18 protein-coding genes and 1 pseudogene are annotated in these 18,179 nt (G+C 69.5%); 10 read left to right on the top strand and 9 right to left on the bottom strand.

The window, feature by feature from the left end; translation table 11 throughout:
* Window positions 1–36 precede the first annotated feature (36 nt).
* The 5 genes from IF02_RS0101785 to trxA all read left to right on the top strand — a co-directional run bounded on the left by IF02_RS0101785 (window position 37) and on the right by trxA (window position 4,978).
* Window positions 37–1,764, top strand: a complete 1,728-nt coding sequence (locus IF02_RS0101785) for a protein kinase family protein (protein WP_030153183.1) — start codon at window positions 37–39, stop codon at window positions 1,762–1,764.
* Window positions 1,765–1,867: 103 nt separating this feature from the next.
* Window positions 1,868–2,569: an RNA polymerase sigma factor SigM gene (gene sigM / locus IF02_RS0101780; RefSeq protein WP_030153182.1), complete on the top strand. Its 702-nt coding sequence runs from the start codon at window positions 1,868–1,870 to the stop codon at window positions 2,567–2,569.
* Entirely contained in the window at window positions 2,566–3,495 is a 930-nt protein-coding gene (locus tag IF02_RS0101775; RefSeq protein ID WP_030153180.1) for an anti-sigma factor family protein, read from the top strand. Before sigM ends, IF02_RS0101775 begins: the two co-directional genes overlap by 4 nt.
* 125 nt (window positions 3,496–3,620) lie before the next feature.
* Window positions 3,621–4,580, top strand: coding sequence for a thioredoxin-disulfide reductase (gene trxB, locus IF02_RS0101770; protein WP_030153178.1), 960 nt, complete (start codon window positions 3,621–3,623; stop codon window positions 4,578–4,580).
* Between the two features lie 53 nt (window positions 4,581–4,633).
* Window positions 4,634–4,978, top strand: a complete 345-nt coding sequence (gene trxA / locus IF02_RS0101765; protein ID WP_030153176.1) for a thioredoxin — start codon at window positions 4,634–4,636, stop codon at window positions 4,976–4,978.
* 83 nt (window positions 4,979–5,061) lie between these two features.
* On the opposite strand, the gene IF02_RS0101760 is transcribed toward trxA, so the two are convergent.
* The 9 genes from IF02_RS0101760 to rpmH all read right to left on the bottom strand — a co-directional run bounded on the left by IF02_RS0101760 (window position 5,062) and on the right by rpmH (window position 11,519).
* Complete coding sequence (locus IF02_RS0101760) at window positions 5,062–5,679, bottom strand: GNAT family N-acetyltransferase (RefSeq protein WP_030153175.1); 618 nt, start codon at window positions 5,677–5,679, stop codon at window positions 5,062–5,064.
* 105 nt (window positions 5,680–5,784) lie between these two features.
* Window positions 5,785–6,888 (bottom strand): ParB/RepB/Spo0J family partition protein, encoded by a 1,104-nt coding sequence (locus tag IF02_RS0101755; RefSeq protein WP_030153174.1) that lies wholly within the window; start codon window positions 6,886–6,888, stop codon window positions 5,785–5,787.
* A complete protein-coding gene (locus IF02_RS0101750) occupies window positions 6,885–7,970 on the bottom strand; it encodes an AAA family ATPase (RefSeq protein ID WP_078621800.1) in 1,086 nt (361 codons plus the stop codon). The genes IF02_RS0101755 and IF02_RS0101750 overlap by 4 nt, the downstream gene beginning before the upstream one ends.
* 246 nt (window positions 7,971–8,216) lie before the next feature.
* A complete protein-coding gene (gene rsmG / locus IF02_RS0101745; protein ID WP_037835282.1) occupies window positions 8,217–8,957 on the bottom strand; it encodes a 16S rRNA (guanine(527)-N(7))-methyltransferase RsmG in 741 nt (246 codons plus the stop codon).
* Window positions 8,958–9,069: 112 nt separating this feature from the next.
* Window positions 9,070–9,582: a protein jag gene (locus IF02_RS0101740; protein WP_030153171.1), complete on the bottom strand. Its 513-nt coding sequence runs from the start codon at window positions 9,580–9,582 to the stop codon at window positions 9,070–9,072.
* 15 nt (window positions 9,583–9,597) lie between these two features.
* Complete coding sequence (gene yidC / locus IF02_RS0101735) at window positions 9,598–10,704, bottom strand: membrane protein insertase YidC (RefSeq protein WP_030153170.1); 1,107 nt, start codon at window positions 10,702–10,704, stop codon at window positions 9,598–9,600.
* Window positions 10,705–10,707: 3 nt separating this feature from the next.
* Window positions 10,708–10,989 (bottom strand): membrane protein insertion efficiency factor YidD, encoded by a 282-nt coding sequence (gene yidD / locus IF02_RS33420; protein WP_078613072.1) that lies wholly within the window; start codon window positions 10,987–10,989, stop codon window positions 10,708–10,710.
* The gene (rnpA, locus tag IF02_RS33415) at window positions 10,986–11,360 is read right to left on the bottom strand and encodes a ribonuclease P protein component (RefSeq protein ID WP_078621799.1); all 375 of its coding nucleotides are present in this window, start codon (window positions 11,358–11,360) and stop codon (window positions 10,986–10,988) included. The genes yidD and rnpA overlap by 4 nt, the downstream gene beginning before the upstream one ends.
* 21 nt (window positions 11,361–11,381) lie before the next feature.
* Window positions 11,382–11,519, bottom strand: coding sequence for a 50S ribosomal protein L34 (gene rpmH, locus IF02_RS0101725; RefSeq protein ID WP_018547628.1), 138 nt, complete (start codon window positions 11,517–11,519; stop codon window positions 11,382–11,384).
* Between the two features lie 355 nt (window positions 11,520–11,874).
* On the opposite strand from rpmH, the pseudogene dnaA (IF02_RS36165) reads away from it, so the two are divergent.
* From dnaA (IF02_RS36165) to recF, 5 genes and pseudogenes are all read left to right on the top strand, one after another.
* Window positions 11,875–12,172 (top strand): annotated as a pseudogene (gene dnaA, locus IF02_RS36165) (chromosomal replication initiator protein DnaA); the annotation flags it as partial.
* Window positions 12,163–13,668, top strand: a complete 1,506-nt coding sequence (gene dnaA, locus IF02_RS0101720) for a chromosomal replication initiator protein DnaA (RefSeq protein ID WP_420708071.1) — start codon at window positions 12,163–12,165, stop codon at window positions 13,666–13,668. The pseudogene dnaA (IF02_RS36165) and the gene dnaA (IF02_RS0101720), both read left to right, overlap by 10 nt.
* Window positions 13,669–14,563: 895 nt before the next feature.
* On the top strand, window positions 14,564–15,694 hold the full coding sequence (gene dnaN, locus IF02_RS0101715) for a DNA polymerase III subunit beta (RefSeq protein ID WP_030153167.1): 1,131 nt from the start codon (window positions 14,564–14,566) through the stop codon (window positions 15,692–15,694).
* Between the two features lie 268 nt (window positions 15,695–15,962).
* A complete protein-coding gene (gnd, locus tag IF02_RS0101710; RefSeq protein WP_030153166.1) occupies window positions 15,963–16,838 on the top strand; it encodes a phosphogluconate dehydrogenase (NAD(+)-dependent, decarboxylating) in 876 nt (291 codons plus the stop codon).
* 100 nt (window positions 16,839–16,938) lie between these two features.
* Complete coding sequence (gene recF / locus IF02_RS0101705) at window positions 16,939–18,099, top strand: DNA replication/repair protein RecF (RefSeq protein WP_030153165.1); 1,161 nt, start codon at window positions 16,939–16,941, stop codon at window positions 18,097–18,099.
* Window positions 18,100–18,179: the final 80 nt, after the last annotated feature.

Genomic DNA, 18,179 nt, shown 5'->3' with positions numbered 1-18,179 from the left:
CGACAGCGCGTAACGGATGGGGAGGCAGGAACGACGGTGGCGGAACGTAGCACGGCTGCCGTCGACGTGGCCGACAACGGCGGCGACAAGCCGCCGGCCGCAGATGCGGCAAAGGCCACGGCCGACGGGGTGGACACCCAGAACGGACGAGCCGCGGACGGACCCATGCCCGAAAAGGACGGCGAACGCAGGAAAGCGGCCCCTGCTGCCGCCCCCGAACTCCACAGCGGCCACAAGCTCGCCAGGCGCTACCGCCTCGAAGAGTGCGTCACCCGTCTGGACGGATTCAGCAGCTGGCGCGCCATGGACGAGAAGCTGCGCCGTGCCGTGGGCGTCCACCTGCTGCCCGCCGACCACCCCCGGGCCCGCTCCGTCCTGGCCGCCGCCCGCTCCTCCGCGCTGCTAGGCGACCCTCGGTTCGTCCACGTGCTCGACGCCGTGGAGGAGAACGACCTCGTCTACGTCGTCCACGAGTGGCTGCCCGACGCCACCGAGCTGACCGCGATCCTCGCCGCGGGCCCCCTGGAGCCCCACGAGGCCTACCAGCTCGTCACGCAGGTCTCCCAGGCCATGGCCGCCGCACACCGCGAGGGCCTGGCCCACCTGCGGCTGACGCCCAGCGCCATACTGCGGACCTCCACGGGCCAGTACCGCATCCGCGGGCTCGCCGTGAACGCCGCCCTGCGCGGCATCACCAGCGACACCCCGCAGCGCGCGGACACCGAGGCCATCGGCGCACTGCTGTACGCCGCCCTGACCCAGCGCTGGCCGTACGAGAACGACGCGTACGGGCTGACCGGCCTGCCCAAGGGCGTCGGCCTGATCGCGCCCGACCAGGTCCGTGCCGGAGTGCACCGGGGGCTGGGGGAGCTCGCCATGCGCGCCCTCGCCAACGACGGGGCCACCGCCTCCCGGCAGGAACCGCCCTGCACCACCCCGGAGGAACTGGCGAAGGCCGTCGCCGCGATGCCCCGCATCCGGCCGCCGGAGCCCGCTTTCACCGCTCCGCCGGAGTACCAGCACACCACCTACCAGCAGGGCAGCTACGGCCGTCCGCCGGCTCACCCCGGCGCGTCGGCCACCCGCCCCATCGTCGTCCCGCCGCCCCCGCTCCAGAGCCGCACCGGTCGCGTCCTCAAGTGGGGTGTGGCCGCCCTGCTCATCGCCGCCCTGGGCCTGGGCAGCTGGCAGCTCGCCGACACCCTCCTGGACCGCGTCAAGGGCGACAGCGGCGGCACCAGCAATTCGCAGTCCACCAAGACCAAAGAGGACGAGAAGAAGCCGAAGGAGAGCAAGCCGCTGCACATCGCCGGCGCCTCCGTCTTCGGCAAGGAACCGATCAAGGCCGAGGACGCCGACAAGGCCGTCGACGGCAACCACGACACCGGGTGGGTCACCAAGATCTTCTTCGGCTACGAAGGAAAGTTCGGCAACCTGGACGACTACGACGACGGCAGCGGCATCGTCGTCGACCTCGGCAGTGTCCAGGAGGTGACGGGCATCGACGTGGACATGCGCAGTGCGGGGCACAAGGTCGAGGTCCGCGCCGCAGCCCCCGAGGCCACCTCGCCGCACGGCATCTCCGGCTTCCCCCAAGAGCTCGTGAAACTGGGCACCGCGGGGAAGAACCTGCAGGCCACGCGGGACACCCCGATCAAGACCCGCTTCGTTCTGGTCCACATCACCGCACTGCCCTCCGATGGCGGCGGGGACGGATACCGGGGCGGCATCAACGAGATCAAGGTGCTCGGCACGGCCGAATAAGACCGGGCCGCCACAGAGAGGAGGGACCGCTGCGCCGACTGCGCAGCGGTCCCTCGTATTCAGCCCGCACGACCCGTACGCTCCCTTCCGGAGGGGAGGTGTGATGCACTCAGCCACGGGAGACGGCCGGAGCGACCAGGAGCTGCTGGCGCTGCATGCCGCCGGTGATCCCGATGCCTTCGGGGAGCTCGTACGTCGGCACCGCGATCGGCTGTGGGCCGTTGCCCTGCGCACCCTCGGCGACCGCGAGGAAGCCGCCGACGCGGTGCAGGACGCCCTCGTCTCCGCCTACCGGGCCGCCCACACGTTCCGCGGCGAATCGGCCGTCACCACCTGGCTGCACCGCATCACCGTCAACGCCTGCCTCGACCGGGCCCGCAAGGCCGCCTCCCGCAGGACCTCGCCCCTCGACGACACGGAGCGCCTGGAGCGCCTCCTGGAGCCCCATGAGTCCGCCGAGGCGCCGGCGGAGCGCCAGGACCTCCACCGGCAGCTCCTGGCCGCCCTCGGCACGCTCCCGGCCGAGCAGCGGGCCGCCCTGGTCCTCGTCGACATGCAGGGATACCCCGTCGCCGAGGCCGCCCGTATCCTCGACGTCCCCACCGGCACCGTGAAGAGCCGGTGTGCGCGCGGCCGGGCGAAACTCCTTCCGATGCTCACTCATCTGCGCTCGAATGCCGGGGATAACACCGCCGCCGAGCGGGGAAGGAACCGGACGCCGGGGACAGCCGTCCCACCAGCGGCAGACCCCAGTCAGCCAGCCCCAGACGCAGACACGGTGAAGGGCGGAGGTGGACGAACGTGACTCCCACAACCGGCACGATCCGGCACCCTGACGTCTCGGAGATCTCCGACCTGACCGAAGGGCTCCTCTCCCCGGTCCGGACCGCCGAGGTACGCCGCCATCTGGGCGACTGCCCGCTGTGCGCCGACGTCCACGCCTCCCTGGAGGAGATCCGCGGGCTCCTCGGCACCCTGCCGGGACCGCCCCGGATGCCCTCAGACATCGCCGGGCGCATCGACGCGGCCCTCGCCGCCGAAGCCCTGCTCGACTCCACCGCGCCCAGGGCCGAGCCCGTCCCGGCCCCCGATGTTTCACGTGAAACATCGCCTGCCGCGCCCTCGGGTCCGGGTGCCGGGCGGCCCGCCGGTCACCCGACCGGAGCAACCGGTCCCGGGCGCCGTCGCGCCCGCCGCCGGATCGCCGTCATCGCCGGCCTGGCCGGAGCGGCCGCCTGCGCTCTTGGGATCTTCCTCGCGGGCAACCTGCTCGGGACCGGCTCCCCGGACACCGCCGCCCGCAGATCCGCGACGAGCACGGCAGCCGCGGCCCCGGCCGACGGCACGTACACCGCGCAGGGCCTCCAGGACAACGTGCGCCGACTCCTGGCCTCCGGCCCCGGCGCCAAGACCCTCCCACAGGAGGAACAGCCGAACAACACGTACGGATTGGAGAACACCACTCCCTCGCCGGGCCTGGCCCCCGGTGACGGCAACCGCACGAACGCCTCCTCCGTGCCGGCCTGTGTCCAGGACGCCACCGGTCGCCCCGACACCCCGCTCGCGGCCGAACGGGGCAGCTACCAGGGCACCGAGGTCTACCTCCTCGTCCTGCCGCACCCCGGCGACTCTGCCCGGGTGGACGCCTACCTCGTGGGCGCCGCGTGCACGGACACCCCGTCGACCGTCCCCGACAAACCATTGCTGACCAGGACATATCCTCGAAGCTGACACCTTCGGGACCGCGAGGGAGCGGGCCGGGAATGCATGCGCCGTAGGATCCGTTGGGTGGGGTGAGACAACACACGGCCCCTTCGGCAAGCAGCGTGCAGTCCACAGAGACGAGGAAGAAACCCGTGAGCGACGTACGAAACGTGATCATCATCGGTTCCGGGCCGGCCGGCTACACCGCCGCCCTGTACACCGCACGCGCTTCGCTCAAGCCGCTGGTCTTCGAAGGCGCGGTCACCGCCGGTGGCGCGCTGATGAACACCACCGAGGTCGAGAACTTCCCCGGCTTCCAGGACGGCATCATGGGTCCGGACCTCATGGACAACATGCGCGGCCAGGCCGAGCGCTTCGGCGCCGAGCTCGTCCCCGACGACATCGTGTCCGTGGACCTCACCGGTGACATCAAGACCGTCACCGACACCGCCGGCACCGTGCACCGCGCCAAGGCCGTGATCGTCACCACCGGTTCCCAGCACCGCAAGCTCGGGCTCCCCAACGAGGACGCCCTGTCCGGCCGCGGTGTCTCCTGGTGCGCCACCTGTGACGGGTTCTTCTTCAAGGACCAGGACATCGCCGTCGTCGGCGGTGGCGACACCGCGATCGAGGAGGCCACCTTCCTCTCGCGCTTCGCCAAGTCCGTCACCATCGTGCACCGCCGTGACACCCTGCGTGCCTCCAAGGCCATGCAGGACCGCGCCTTCGCCGACCCGAAGATCAAGTTCGCCTGGGACAGCGAGGTCGCCGAGATCCACGGCGAGCAGAAGCTCTCCGGTCTCACCCTGCGCAACACCAAGACCGGTGAGACCTCCGCGCTCCCCGTGACGGGCCTCTTCATCGCCGTTGGCCACGACCCGCGCACCGAGCTCTTCAAGGACCAGCTGGAGCTCGACGAGGAGGGCTACCTCAAGGTCGACGCCCCCTCGACGCGCACCAACCTCACCGGCGTGTTCGGCGCAGGCGACGTCGTAGACCACACGTACCGTCAGGCCATCACCGCCGCCGGCACCGGCTGCTCCGCGGCCCTGGACGCCGAGCGCTTCCTCTCCGCCCTCGCGGACGCCGAGAAGGCGCACGCCACGGTCTGACCCCTCGCCCATCCCCACACCCCACACCCCGCAGCAAGAATTAGGAGGCCGCAGTGGCCGGCACCCTCAAGAACGTGACCGATGCCGACTTCGACGCCGAGGTCCTGAACAGCGACAAGCCTGTCCTGGTGGACTTCTGGGCCGAATGGTGCGGCCCGTGCCGCCAGATCGCCCCGTCCCTGGAGGCCATCGCGGCCGAGTACGGCGACGAGATCGAGATCGTCAAGCTCAACATCGACCAGAACCCGGACACGGCCGCCAAGTACGGCGTCATGTCCATCCCGACCCTGAACGTCTACCAGGGCGGCGAGGTCGTCAAGACCATCGTGGGTGCCAAGCCGAAGGCCGCCATTCTGCGCGACCTCAACGACTTCGTGACCATCAAGCCGGCCGTCTGACGGTTGGCAGCAGCACCCGGCTGCCGCCGGGAATGTTTCACGTGAAACGGGGCCGCCCCTCAAGGGGCGGCCCCGTTCGCACATCACAGCGGGCGCAGCGCGGGTTCCTTGCGTGCCGCACCGAGCAACCGGTCCAGCGCGAGCTCCACGTCTTCCTTCCACGAGAGCGTCGAACGCATCTCCAGCCGCAGTCGCGGGTGGACGGGATGAGGCCGCACCGTCTTGAAGCCCACGGCCAGCAGGTGGTCCGCCGGCAGCAGGCAGGCCGGGCCCTCCCAGCGCGCGTCCCCGAACGCCTCGATCGCCCGGAACCCGCGCCTCAACAGGTCCTTGGCCACCGTCTGGACCATCACCCGTCCCAGGCCCTGACCCTGATAGCCCGGCATGATCCACGCCGTGATCAGCTGGACCGCATCCGGGGACACCGGACTCGTCGGGAAGGCCGTGGCCCGCGGTACGTACGCCGGCGGCGCGTACAACACGAATCCCACCGGGATCTCGTCCACGTAGACCACGCGGCCACACGAACCCCACTCCAGCAGAACGGCGGAGATCCACGCCTCCTTCTCCAGCGCCGGAGTCCCCGCCTTCACGGCGGCCTCACCGCTGACGGGATCCAGCTCCCAGAACACACAGGACCGGCAACGCCGAGGCAGGTCCTGGAGGTTGTCCAGCGTGAGTGGTACCAACCGACGCCCCATGAGCGCATCGTATCCACAGCCCGAATCGGGCGAAACCGCAACAAGGCAAAGGGGCGGACCGCGCCGGTTCGCACCGGCACGATCCGCCCCTCGGCGGCCGGGGGATCACTCCCCGGACAGACCCTGCTCCAGCACCCGGCCCTCGCCCGGCGCCAACGTCCCCAGAATCCGCTCCAGATCCTCCATCGAGGCGAACTCGACGGTGATCTTGCCCTTCTTCTGACCCAGATCCACCTTCACGCGCGTCTCGAACCGGTCCGACAGCCGCGTCGCCAGTTCGCTGAGCGCGGGAGCCACCCGGGCGCCGGCCCGCGGACCCTTCGGCTTCACGGGTCCCTCAGGCTCCGAGCCCATCAGCGAGACGATCTCCTCGACCGCACGCACCGACAGGCCCTCGGCCACGATCCGGTGCGCCAGCTTGTCCTGGGCCTCGGAGTGCTCCACCGACAGCAGGGCCCGCGCATGTCCGGCGGACAGCACACCCGCGGCCACCCGGCGCTGAACCGGCGGCGAGAGCTTCAGCAGACGCAGCGTGTTGGACACCTGCGGACGCGAACGCCCGATCCGGTCCGCCAGCTGGTCGTGCGTGCAATTGAAGTCCTGGAGCAGCTGGTCGTACGCGGCCGCCTCCTCCAGGGGGTTCAGCTGCGCCCGGTGCAGGTTCTCCAGCAGCGCGTCCAGCAGCAGCTTCTCGTCGTCCGTCGCCCGGATGATCGCCGGAATGCGATCCAGCCCGGCCTCCCGGCAGGCCCGCCAGCGACGCTCACCCATGATGAGCTCGTAGCGGCCCGGAGCCGACTGCCGCACCACCACCGGCTGGAGCAGACCCACCTCCTGGATGGAGGTGACCAGCTCCGCCAGCGCGTCCTCGTCGAACACCTCACGGGGCTGCCGCGGGTTCGGTGTGATCGAGTCCATCGGGAGCTCGGCGAATGTCGCCCCGGCCACCACATTGGCCTCGGGCTCCACCGACTCCGGCTCATCCGCCACCGCAACGGCAGTCGTCGCCGCGAGCGATGTTTCACGTGAAACATCGGCCTGCGCCAGCGAAGCCAGCTTCGCCGCCGCGACCCCACGCTCCGAAGGCAATGTCGGCACCGCCGACGGGGACGTCGAGCCGGCACCGATCACCGGCGGCGTCTTCTCCTGGGGAGCGGCGGGGATCAGCGCGCCGAGCCCCCGCCCCAGACCCCTACGTCGCTCACTCACTGGATCCCCTCCGCCACACTCTGCGTGCTGTTCATGCCCGCGCCCAGATGGGCGTGCTGGGCGTCGTAAGAAATTCCGGCCCCCCGCAGCGCGATCTCACGCGCAGCTTCCAGATAGGAAAGAGAACCACTCGAACCCGGATCGTAGGTGAGCACCGTCTGGCCGTAACTCGGCGCCTCGGAAATGCGCACCGAACGCGGGATGCTCGTGCGCAGCACCTCCTTGCCGAAGTGGGTGCGCACCTCCTCCGCCACCTGCGAGGCCAGCCGGGTCCTGCCGTCGTACATCGTCAGCAGGATCGTCGACACGTGCAGCGCCGGGTTCAGGTGGGCCCGTACCAGGTCCACGTTGCGCAGCAGCTGCCCCAGGCCCTCCAGGGCGTAGTACTCGCACTGGATCGGGATCAGCACCTCGGCGCCGGCCACCAGCGCGTTCACCGTCAGCAGCCCCAGCGAGGGCGGGCAGTCGATCAGGATGTAGTCCAGCGGCTGCTCGTACGCCTGGATGGCCCGCTGGAGCCGGCTCTCGCGAGCCACCAGGGACACCAGCTCGATCTCCGCACCCGCCAGATCGATCGTGGCCGGAGCACAGAAGAGCCCCTCCACGTCCACCACCGGCTGGACGACCTCCAGCAGCGGCCGGCTGTCCACGAGCACGTCGTAGATCGAGGGCACATCCGCGTGGTGGTCGATCCCGAGCGCCGTGGAGGCGTTGCCCTGCGGGTCGAGGTCGACCACCAGGACCCGAGCACCGTGCAGGGCCAGTGAGGCCGCCAGGTTCACGGTCGTCGTGGTCTTGCCCACGCCGCCCTTCTGGTTGGCGACCACGATGACCCGTGTCTGCGCCGGGCGGGGCAGCCCCTCGCCGGCGCGCCCCAGCGCCTCGACCGCCAGCTGGGCGGCACGGCCGATGGGCGTGTCGTTGTCTACAAGGGGCGACGATGTTTCACGTGAAACATCGTCGCTCGCTGATTCAGAGCGGGGACCGGGGACCGGGTCGGCCATCGGCCCCGCGAGGTTGGCGTCGGACCGCACGGTGTCACTCTCCTCGACATCAGGCTCGCGATGAACAGAGCCTGCCATGACACCCGGGTCGCGAACCAGCGGGGCCCGTACTCCTGTGGATGAATCCACCGTTGTGGACAACTCCGTCCCCCCTTCACCCTTGCGGTGACGAGGGGACGCAGCCGCACGGCCGCGGCTGATGATTCCGTGCAGCAGAGAGCGACGTTTCACGTGAAACACGATGCCCGGACAGTGCCCGGACAGGGTCTTCGGGCCGCTACGACACTCCGAAATCCATACCTATAGGGCTCAATGCCCCCGAAATCAGCGGCGCCGACGGGTCCGGCTGGTACGAGCGGCCTTAGCCCGCTTGGCCGCGAACCTCACCCCGCCGGGGCTTTCTCCGACCTCGACCCGGACGACGGTGGACAGGGGATCCACCACACCCTCGCCCACCTGCAGCACCGAGGTCTTCACCACACCCAGCTTCGCCAGTGCGGTCTTCGCCGCCACCAGCTCCTCCTCGGCGGTGTCACCCTTGAGCGCCAGCATCTCCCCGTACGGACGCAGCAGGGGCACGCCCCAGCCCGCCAGCCGGTCCAGCGGAGCCACGGCCCGCGCCGTCACCACGTGCACCGGCTGTACCTTGCCGAGCATCTCCTCGGCCCGGCCGCGCACCACCGTGACGTGGTCCAGGCCCAGCAGCTCCACGGCCTCCTGCAAGAAGGTCGTCCGCCGCAGCAGCGGTTCCAGCAGCGTGATCTTCAGATCACGCCGCACCAGAGCGAGCGGGATGCCGGGCAGGCCGGCACCCGAACCCACATCGCAGACGGTGACGCCCTCGGGCACCACCTCCGAGAGCACCGCACAGTTCAGCAGGTGCCGCTCCCACAGTCGCGGCACCTCACGCGGGCCGATCAGGCCGCGCTTGACCCCCGCGTCCGCCAGCAGCTCCGCATACCGCACAGCTTCCGGGAAAAACTCGCCGAACACCGCGCGCGCCTCTTCAGGCGCCGGGGGAAGCTCCGCTGCCTCCGTCACGGGGACCGTCCTTCCGTACCGCATGGATCGTTGAAAACGCACTGCTCGAACTGGCACCGCCGAGACCGGCACTGCCAGGCTGACAAACTTCGGCCCCGTCTGCGACACAGACGGGGCCGAACACTCAGGCTTGCGGTCAGGCCGGGAGCACGACGACGAAGCGCTGCGGCTCCTCGCCCTCCGACTCGCTCTTCAGACCGGCAGCCGCCACGGCGTCGTGGACGACCTTGCGCTCGAAGGGCGTCATCGGCGCCAGCTTCAGCGGCTCACCGGACGCCTTCACGTCCGCCGCCGCCTGGGCACCGAGCGCCGCCAGCTCCTCGCGCTTCTTCGCACGGAAGCCCGCGATGTCCAGCATCAGCCGGCTACGGTCCCCGGTCTCGCGGTGCACAGCGAGGCGGGTCAGCTCCTGCAGAGCCTCCAGGACCTCACCGTCGCGCCCCACGAGCTTCTGGAGATCACGGCTGGCAGAGTCACTGACGATCGACACCGCGGCCCGGTCGGCCTCGACGTCCATGTCGATGTCCCCGTCCAGGTCAGCGATGTCCAGCAGACCCTCGAGGTAGTCGGCCGCGATCTCACCCTCCTGCTCAAGGCGGGTCAGGGTGTCGCCACTCTCAGCGGCGGCGGTGGTGGTGCCTTCCGTCACGGGAGGGACTCCTTCTTACTTCTTGGAAGAGGGCTTGGGGGGCGGCGTCTGGCGCTGCGACTTCGTCTGCCGCTTCGGCTGCTGCCGCTTGGCGGCACCGCCGCTCGCCGCGTCCGCGTCGGCCGTGGCCTCGGCACTCTTGATCACAGACCCGTCCGCCTGCGCAGCCAGACCCTGCTTCGTGAGAGCCGTGATGAACTTGCGCTCGTTGTCGTTGCGGTCCGGGCCCTTGGCCACGATCGCCGCGACGATCTTCTTCTTGCCCCGGCCCTTGACGTCCCCGTGCGTGGTGACGTGCTTCAGCAGACGGGTCAGGTACTGGTCCTGCGCCTTGCTGCCCGGGGTCGGGTTCTGGTTGATCACGTACATCTGCTGGCCCATGGTCCACACGTTCGTGGTCAGCCAGTAGACGAGAACACCCACGGGGAAGTTGATGCCCATGACCGCGAAGATCAGCGGGAAGATGTACATCAGCATCTTCTGCTGCTGCATGAACGGCGTCTTGACCGAGAGGTCGACGTTCTTCTGCATCAGCTGGCGCTGGGTGTAGAACTGCGACAGCGACATCATGACGATCATGACCGCGGTGACGATGCGGACATCCGTGATCGAGGCGCCCAGGGAGGCGGCCTTCTCGGCGCTGTCCGTGAACTTGGCCGCCAGCGGGGCGCCGAAGATGTGCGCCTGACGCGCGCTCTCCAGCAGCGACTGGTTGATGACGCCGATGGTCTGACCATTGGCGATGGCCGAGAGCACGTGGTACAGCGCGAAGAAGAACGGGGACTGCGCCAGGATGGGAAGGCACGAGGAGAGCGGGTTGGTACCCGTCTCCTTGTACAGCTTCATCATCTCTTCGGACTGGCGCTGCTTGTCGTTCTTGTAGCGCTCCTGGATCGCCTTCATCTTCGGCTGGAGCGCCTGCATGCCACGCGTCGCCTTGATCTGCTTCACGAAGAGCGGGATCAGGCAGATGCGGATCAAGACCACCAGGGACACGATGGACAGGCCCCAGGCCCAGCCGCTGTCCGGTCCGAAGATCGCGCCGTACAGGCTGTGGAACTGGACGATGACCCACGAGACGGGCGTGGTGATAAAGCTGAACAGACTGGCAATCGTGTCCACTAATCAGGCTCCTTGAGCATTGCGAGATCTACGCAACGCACTGCGCAGCTGCTCGTGCCAACGCGGGCGTTTACGGGGTGGGACGTGATCGACACCACCGGCGGACCACGGATTGCACCGCAGGATCCGCCAGCCGGTCAGAACCGTCCCCTTCACCGCACCATGCCGGTCGATGGCCGTGAACCCGTAGTGCGAGCACGAGGGGTAATAGCGGCACACCGGCCCGAGCAGCGGACTGATCGTCCACTGGTACAGCTTGATCAATGCGAGCAGCGGGTACTTCATCGAGCCACGCCTCCCAGGAGCCGCGTCAGAGCGGCATCCAGGTCCCGGGCCAGTTCGTCGGCACCGGCGTCACCCGCTCCGGGCAGCGCCCGCACCACCACCAGGCTACCGGCGGGCAGCTGGGAGAGCCGCTCGCGGACAAGATGGCGCAAACGGCGCTTCACCCGGTTACGGACGACGGCGCCACCCACGGCCTTGCTGACGACGAAACCCGCACGCGTCGAGGGATCGATCTCCCCCGGCTCGTGCGGGTCCGTTGCACCGCTTGTACGTAGGTGGACGACGAGGAGCGGGCGACCTGCCCGCCTGCCTCGACGTACCGCGCTCGCGAAGTCCTCACGCCGCCTCAGCCGATTTTCGGGAGACAGCACGACGTCACGACCTGCGCGTTGTTACGCGGAGAGGGCGGCGCGGCCCTTGCTGCGGCGGTTCGCCAGGATCGCGCGACCGGCACGGGTACGCATCCGGAGACGGAAGCCGTGGGTCTTGGCACGACGGCGGTTGTTCGGCTGGAAGGTGCGCTTGCTCACTCGGGGGCTCCAGAGAATGAATCGTTGTGGCGGGACATCGCCTGGCTGTCACCGTGCGCCCACGAGGAAACTCGCGTGTTCGCCCGAGTGGCACCGCTAAACGATCACAAAAGGTGATCTTCGCCCATCGGTAGGCAGGCGGCAGCAGCCATCGACAACTCGACCTCGTTACGGTACGCGCGGCTACGCCATCCGGTCAAACCGAGGCGACGTGCCCCCACACTGTGCACAGGCTGTGGACAACGACTTGAACCGTACCCGTCGGCCTGACTACCGTTGTCTGATCCCGGATTTTTTGTCCCGACCGTCCCAAAGAACCACACATTCGTGGGACCCCTGTGAGAGAGCGTGCTCTGTGGCTGACGTACCTGCCGATCTTGCCGCAGTGTGGCCAAGGGTGCTCGAAAAGCTCCTCGGGGAGGGACAGCAGGCGATCGAGCCCAAGGACAAGCAGTGGGTCGAGCGCTGCCAGCCCCTGGCCCTCGTCGCCGACACCGCGCTGCTCGCCGTCCCCAACGAATACGGCAAGCGCGTCCTCGAGGGCCGGCTCGCCCCGCTGATCAGCGATGCGCTCAGCCGCGAGTGCGGCCGCCCCATCCGCATCGCCATCACCGTGGACGACTCCGCCGGCGAGCCCGCGCCCCTGCCCGCATCCACCCAGCAGCGCCCCGAGTCGTACGAGCCGTACGGCGGCCAGCGCGGCGGCGGCCACAACGGTGCCGGCGGGTCCTCCGACGACCAGCTCCCCACCGCCCGCCCCGCCTACCCGGACTACCAGCAGTCGCGCCCCGAGCCCGGCTCCTGGCCCCGCGGCGGCCAGCAGGACGACTACGGCTGGCAGCAGCCCCGCCTCGGCGGCTTCCCCGAGCGCGATCCGTACGCCTCCCCGCAGCCCGGCTACCTCCAGCAGTCCGACTCCGGCGGGTACGAGCAGGGCTCCTTCGACCAGCAGCAGTACGAGCAGCAGCAGTACGAGCCCCGCCAGCCCCAGCAGTCCCACCAGTCCCATCAGTACGAGCAGCAGCAGTACGAGCAGCCGGCCCCGCGCCCGGCGCCCGGACGGCCCGCACCGCCCCCGTCCCCGTCGGGCGGCTCGACCTCGGGCCCGCTGGAGCCGACCGCCCGGCTCAACCCCAAGTACCTGTTCGACACGTTCGTCATCGGCGCGTCCAACCGCTTCGCGCACGCCGCCGCGGTGGCCGTCGCCGAGGCGCCCGCCAAGGCGTACAACCCCCTCTTCATCTACGGGGAATCGGGCCTTGGCAAAACGCATCTTCTGCACGCCATCGGGCACTACGCGCGGAGTCTGTACCCCGGCACCCGGGTGCGGTACGTGAGCTCCGAGGAGTTCACCAACGAGTTCATCAACTCGATCCGCGACGGCAAGGGCGACGCGTTCCGCAAGCGCTACCGCGAGATGGACATCCTGCTCGTCGACGACATCCAGTTCCTCGCGAGCAAGGAGTCGACGCAGGAGGAGTTCTTCCACACCTTCAATACGCTCCACAACGCCAACAAGCAGATCGTGCTGTCCTCCGACCGGCCGCCCAAGCAGCTCGTCACCCTGGAGGACCGGCTCCGCAACCGCTTCGAGTGGGGCCTGATCACCGACGTCCAGCCGCCCGAGCTGGAGACCCGTATCGCGATCCTGCGCAAGAAGGCCGTACAGGAGCAGCTCAACGCCCCGCCGGAGGTACTGGAGTTCATCGCCTCCCGCATCTCGCGCAACATCCGCGAGCTGGAGGGGGCGCTGATCCGGGTCACGGCCTTCGCGAGCCTGAACCGGCAGCCGGTCGACCTGGGCCTGACCGAGGACGTCCTCAAGAACCTGATCCCCGGCGGCGAGGACTCCGCCCCCGAGATCACGGCCACGGACATCATGGCGGCCACTGCGGACTACTTCGGCCTCACCGTGGACGACCTGTGCGGCTCCTCGCGCAGCCGCGTCCTGGTCACCGCCCGGCAGATCGCCATGTACCTGTGCCGGGAGCTCACGGACCTCTCCCTGCCCAAGATCGGGGCGCAGTTCGGCGGCCGCGACCACACCACGGTCATGCACGCGGACCGCAAGATCCGGGCCCTGATGGCGGAGCGGCGGTCCATCTACAACCAGGTCACCGAGCTCACCAACCGCATCAAGAACGGCTGAGCCAGGGGCCTCTTCAGCTCAGCCGGCGGGGCCGGCTGAGCCTCTTCAAACGCTTCCAGAGGGCGCTCCCGGGGTACTTCGGGGGCGCCCTTCTTCGTCCGCGCGCCCCTGGTCTGTTCGAATACGCCCCCTGTGGAGCAACTCATCCACAGATTCCCCGACTTTCTTCCGTCCACAGGCTGGGGACTGCTTCCGTCACCCACAATCTGTCCACAGGGCTGCGGGATGAGGCACCATCAGCACTGGTCAGAACCCTGTGGATTTGTGCGCAAGCGTCATCCACAGCCTGTGGACAGAACTTTCATCCACAGGGTCATCCACTCCTCTGTCCACCGCTGACCCACAGGTTCCCGCACTCTGTGCACAGGATCCGACGAGTTACCCACACCGCTGTCCACTGTTCGGCAACATTCCACCCCCCGTCACCGCCCGGAGTGAAAGCCGTCACACGGAAGTCGACGTTTGGGCTGTGGAGTACTGGGGGAAACCTGGGGACACACCTGTGGAGTAGTCGGGGTCACCTGGGGATGGCCTGTGCAGAAGTTTTTGTTCTCCACAGACACACGGTGTTGTCCACCGGTGTCACCCACAGGGTCGGTGGATAAAAAACGCGGGCTGACCTGCGACAACGGGCTTATCCACCGTTTCCACAGGCCCTACTACTACCCCCATAGAGAGTTAGCCCGGTTTCGGTTTTCAAGCGGGTCCTGTGCACAACTCGGTGGGGACGCCTCCCCGACACCTCGCTCCCGACTTGACCTCCGGCAGCACCGACTGTCGGCGCCGTACGTCAGACTGGTGCCCGGCACCGAGGCTCCGAGCCATCGAGGCATCGAGGCATCGGGCCGAGAACGAAGGCCGGCAGACGAGCGAGCAACAGCAGGAGGCGGTTCCGGTGAAGATCCGGGTGGAGCGCGACGTACTCGCGGAGGCGGTGGCCTGGGCTGCCCGTAGCCTCCCGGCCCGGCCGCCGGTGCCCGTTCTCGCGGGCCTGCTGCTGAAGGCCGAGGAGGGCACGCTGTCCCTCTCCGGCTTCGACTACGAGGTCTCGGCCCGCGTCTCCGTCGAGGCGGACGTCGAGGAGGACGGCACCGTCCTCGTCTCCGGCCGGCTGCTCGCCGACATCTGCCGCGCCCTCCCCAACCGCCCGGTGGAGATTTCCACAGACGGTGTACGGGCGACCGTGGTCTGCGGCTCCTCGCGATTCACACTCCACACCCTGCCTGTGGAGGAGTACCCGGCACTGCCGCAGATGCCGACCGCGACCGGCACCGTGCCCGGCGAGGTCTTCGCCTCCGCCGCCGCCCAGGTCGCCATCGCCGCCGGCCGCGACGACACGCTGCCCGTGCTGACCGGTGTCCGCATCGAGATCGAGGGCGACCGCGTCACCCTGGCCTCCACCGACCGCTACCGCTTCGCGGTCCGCGAGTTCCTGTGGAAGCCGGAGAACCCGGACGCCTCCGCCGTGGCCCTGGTGCCCGCGAAGACGCTCCTGGACACCGCGAAGTCCCTGACCAGCGGTGACACCGTCACCCTGGCGCTGTCCGGCTCCGGCGCGGGCGAGGGCCTCATCGGCTTCGAGGGCGCCGGCCGCCGCACCACCACCCGCCTGCTCGAAGGCGACCTGCCGAAGTACCGCACGCTGTTCCCGACGGAGTTCAACTCCATCGCCGTCATCGAGACCGCCCCGTTCGTCGAGGCCGTCAAGCGCGTGGCCCTGGTCGCCGAGCGCAACACCCCGGTCCGCCTCAGCTTCGAGCAGGGCGTGCTGATCCTGGAGGCCGGCTCCTCCGACGATGCACAGGCTGTGGAACGTGTGGACGCCAAGCTCGAGGGCGACGACATCTCGATCGCCTTCAACCCGACCTTCCTGCTGGACGGCCTGAGCGCGATCGACTCGCCGGCCGCGCAGCTGAGCTTCACCACGTCCACCAAGCCGGCGCTGCTGAGCGGCCGTCCGGCCGTCGACGCCGAGGCGGACGAGGCGTACAAGTACCTGATCATGCCGGTGCGCCTGTCCGGCTGACGCGCGCGTACGTCGGGCCCGGTCTCGCAGGCGCGGGGCCGGGCCCGACGGCATTCCGCCCCCTACGGCAAGCCAGCCCGTACCAGGGCCGGGCCCGTACCAGGGCCGGCTGCAAAGCCCGTACGGCCCCTCGTAAGCCCCCGTACGGCCGTCCCTGGAGCGCCCGTGGCGCCCCGCGGCAGCGCCCGGCGTAGGCTCGGAGCCTGGGTTGCCCCGGTGATTGCGGGGAACCCGGCACAGACGGCCACAACGCTTAAGGAACCACCTGATGGAGCTTGGTCTCGTCGGTCTCGGCAAGATGGGCGGCAACATGCGCGAGCGCATCCGCCGCGCAGGCCACACCGTCATCGGATACGACCGCAACCCGGACCTTGCCGATGTCCACAGCCTGCGGGAACTTGTGGACAGCCTGCAGGCCCCCCGCGTGGTGTGGGTGATGGTCCCGGCAGGTGCGGCGACGCAGTCCACCGTCGACGAGCTCGCCGAGCTGCTCTCGATCGGCGACGTCGTCGTCGACGGCGGCAACTCGCGCTGGACCGACGACGAGAAGCACGCCGCCGAGCTGGCCACCAAGGGCATCGGCTTCGTCGACTGCGGTGTCTCCGGCGGCGTGTGGGGCCTGGAGAACGGCTACGCGCTCATGTACGGCGGCGAGAAGGACCACGTCGCACGCGTCCAGCCGATCTTCGACGCCCTCAAGCCCGAGGGCGAGTTCGGCTCCGTGCACGCCGGCAAGGTCGGCGCGGGCCACTTCGCGAAGATGGTCCACAACGGCATCGAGTACGCCATGATGCAGGCTTACGCCGAGGGCTGGGAGCTCCTGGAGAAGGTGGACTCGGTCACCGACGTCCGCGAGGTCTTCCGCTCCTGGCAGGAGGGCACGGTCATCCGCTCCTGGCTGCTGGACCTGGCCGTGAACGCCCTCGACCAGGACGAGCACCTGGAGCAGCTGCGCGGTTTCGCGCAGGACTCGGGCGAGGGCCGGTGGACGGTGGAGGCGGCGATCGACAACGCCGTGCCGCTGCCCGCGATCACCGCCTCGCTCTTCGCGCGGTTCGCGTCCCGCCAGGACGACTCGCCGCAGATGAAGATGATCGCCGCGCTGCGCAACCAGTTCGGCGGCCACGCGGTCGAGAAGGTCTAGTCCACAACCGCTCCACAGCCGCTCCGCAGGAGCACACGGCATCAGCAACACACAGCAGCACAGAGCAGAGCAGCAGGAAGCCGGGGGAGGTCGGCGCCGTATGCATGTTTCGCATCTCTCACTGGCCGACTTCCGCTCGTACGCCCGGGCCGAGGTTCCCCTCGACCCGGGCGTCACGGCTTTCGTGGGCCCCAACGGCCAGGGCAAGACGAACCTGGTCGAGGCCATCGGCTACCTGGCCACGCTCGGCAGCCACCGCGTCTCCTCGGACGCCCCGCTGGTCCGGATGGGCGCCGACCGCGCCGTCATCCGCGCGGCCGTCACGCACGGCGCGCGCCAGCAGCTGGTCGAGCTGGAGCTGAACCCCGGGCGCGCCAACCGCGCCCGCATCAACCGGTCCTCGCAGGTCAGGCCCCGGGACGTGCTGGGGATCGTACGCACGGTGCTGTTCGCGCCGGAGGACCTGGCGCTGGTGAAGGGGGACCCCGGGGAGCGCCGGCGGTTCCTCGACGAGCTCGTCACGGCCCGCTCGCCGCGGATGGCGGGAGTCCGGTCGGACTACGAGCGGGTGCTCAAGCAGCGCAACACCCTGCTGAAGTCCGCGGCGATGGCCCGGCGGCACGGCGGCCGCTCCATGGACCTCTCCACCCTCGACGTCTGGGACCAGCACCTCGCGCGCGCGGGCGCGGAGCTGCTGGCGCAGCGCCTCGACCTGATCGCGACGCTGCTTCCGCTCGCGGACAAGGCGTACGAGCAGCTCGCGCCCGGCGGCGGCCCGCTGGGGCTCGCGTACAAGTCCTCGGCCGCCGGCGAGGCCGGGGACGCCGTGGACGACGCCGTGGACAACGGCGGGGCCCGCACCCGCGAAGCCCTGTACGAGGTGCTGCTCGCGGCCCTGGCCGACGTGCGCAAGCAGGAGATCGAGCGCGGCGTGACCCTGGTGGGCCCGCACCGGGACGACGTGCTGCTGCGCCTGGGCGACCTCCCGGCGAAGGGGTACGCGAGCCACGGCGAGTCCTGGTCGTACGCGCTGGCACTGCGGCTGGCCTCGTACGAGCTGCTGCGCTCGGAGGGCGCCGAGCCGGTGCTGATCCTGGACGACGTGTTCGCCGAGCTGGACGCGCGGCGCCGGGAGCGGCTCGCGGAGCTGGTGGCCCCGGGCGAGCAGGTGCTGGTGACGGCGGCGGTGGACGACGACGTTCCGGGGGTGCTGGCGGGGACCCGGTTCGGGGTGTCCGGCGGTGAGGTGACCCGGCTGTGAGCGGCGACGGGCAGGAGCCCCGCAAGACGGAGCCCCGCACGGCAGAGCCCGGCAAGACGGAGCCCCGCACGGCGGAACCC

The sequence above is a fragment of the Streptomyces sp. NRRL S-244 genome (assembly GCF_000717915.1).
Classification (GTDB): domain Bacteria; phylum Actinomycetota; class Actinomycetes; order Streptomycetales; family Streptomycetaceae; genus Streptomyces.
This window is presented reverse-complemented; position numbering and strand designations above follow the sequence as displayed.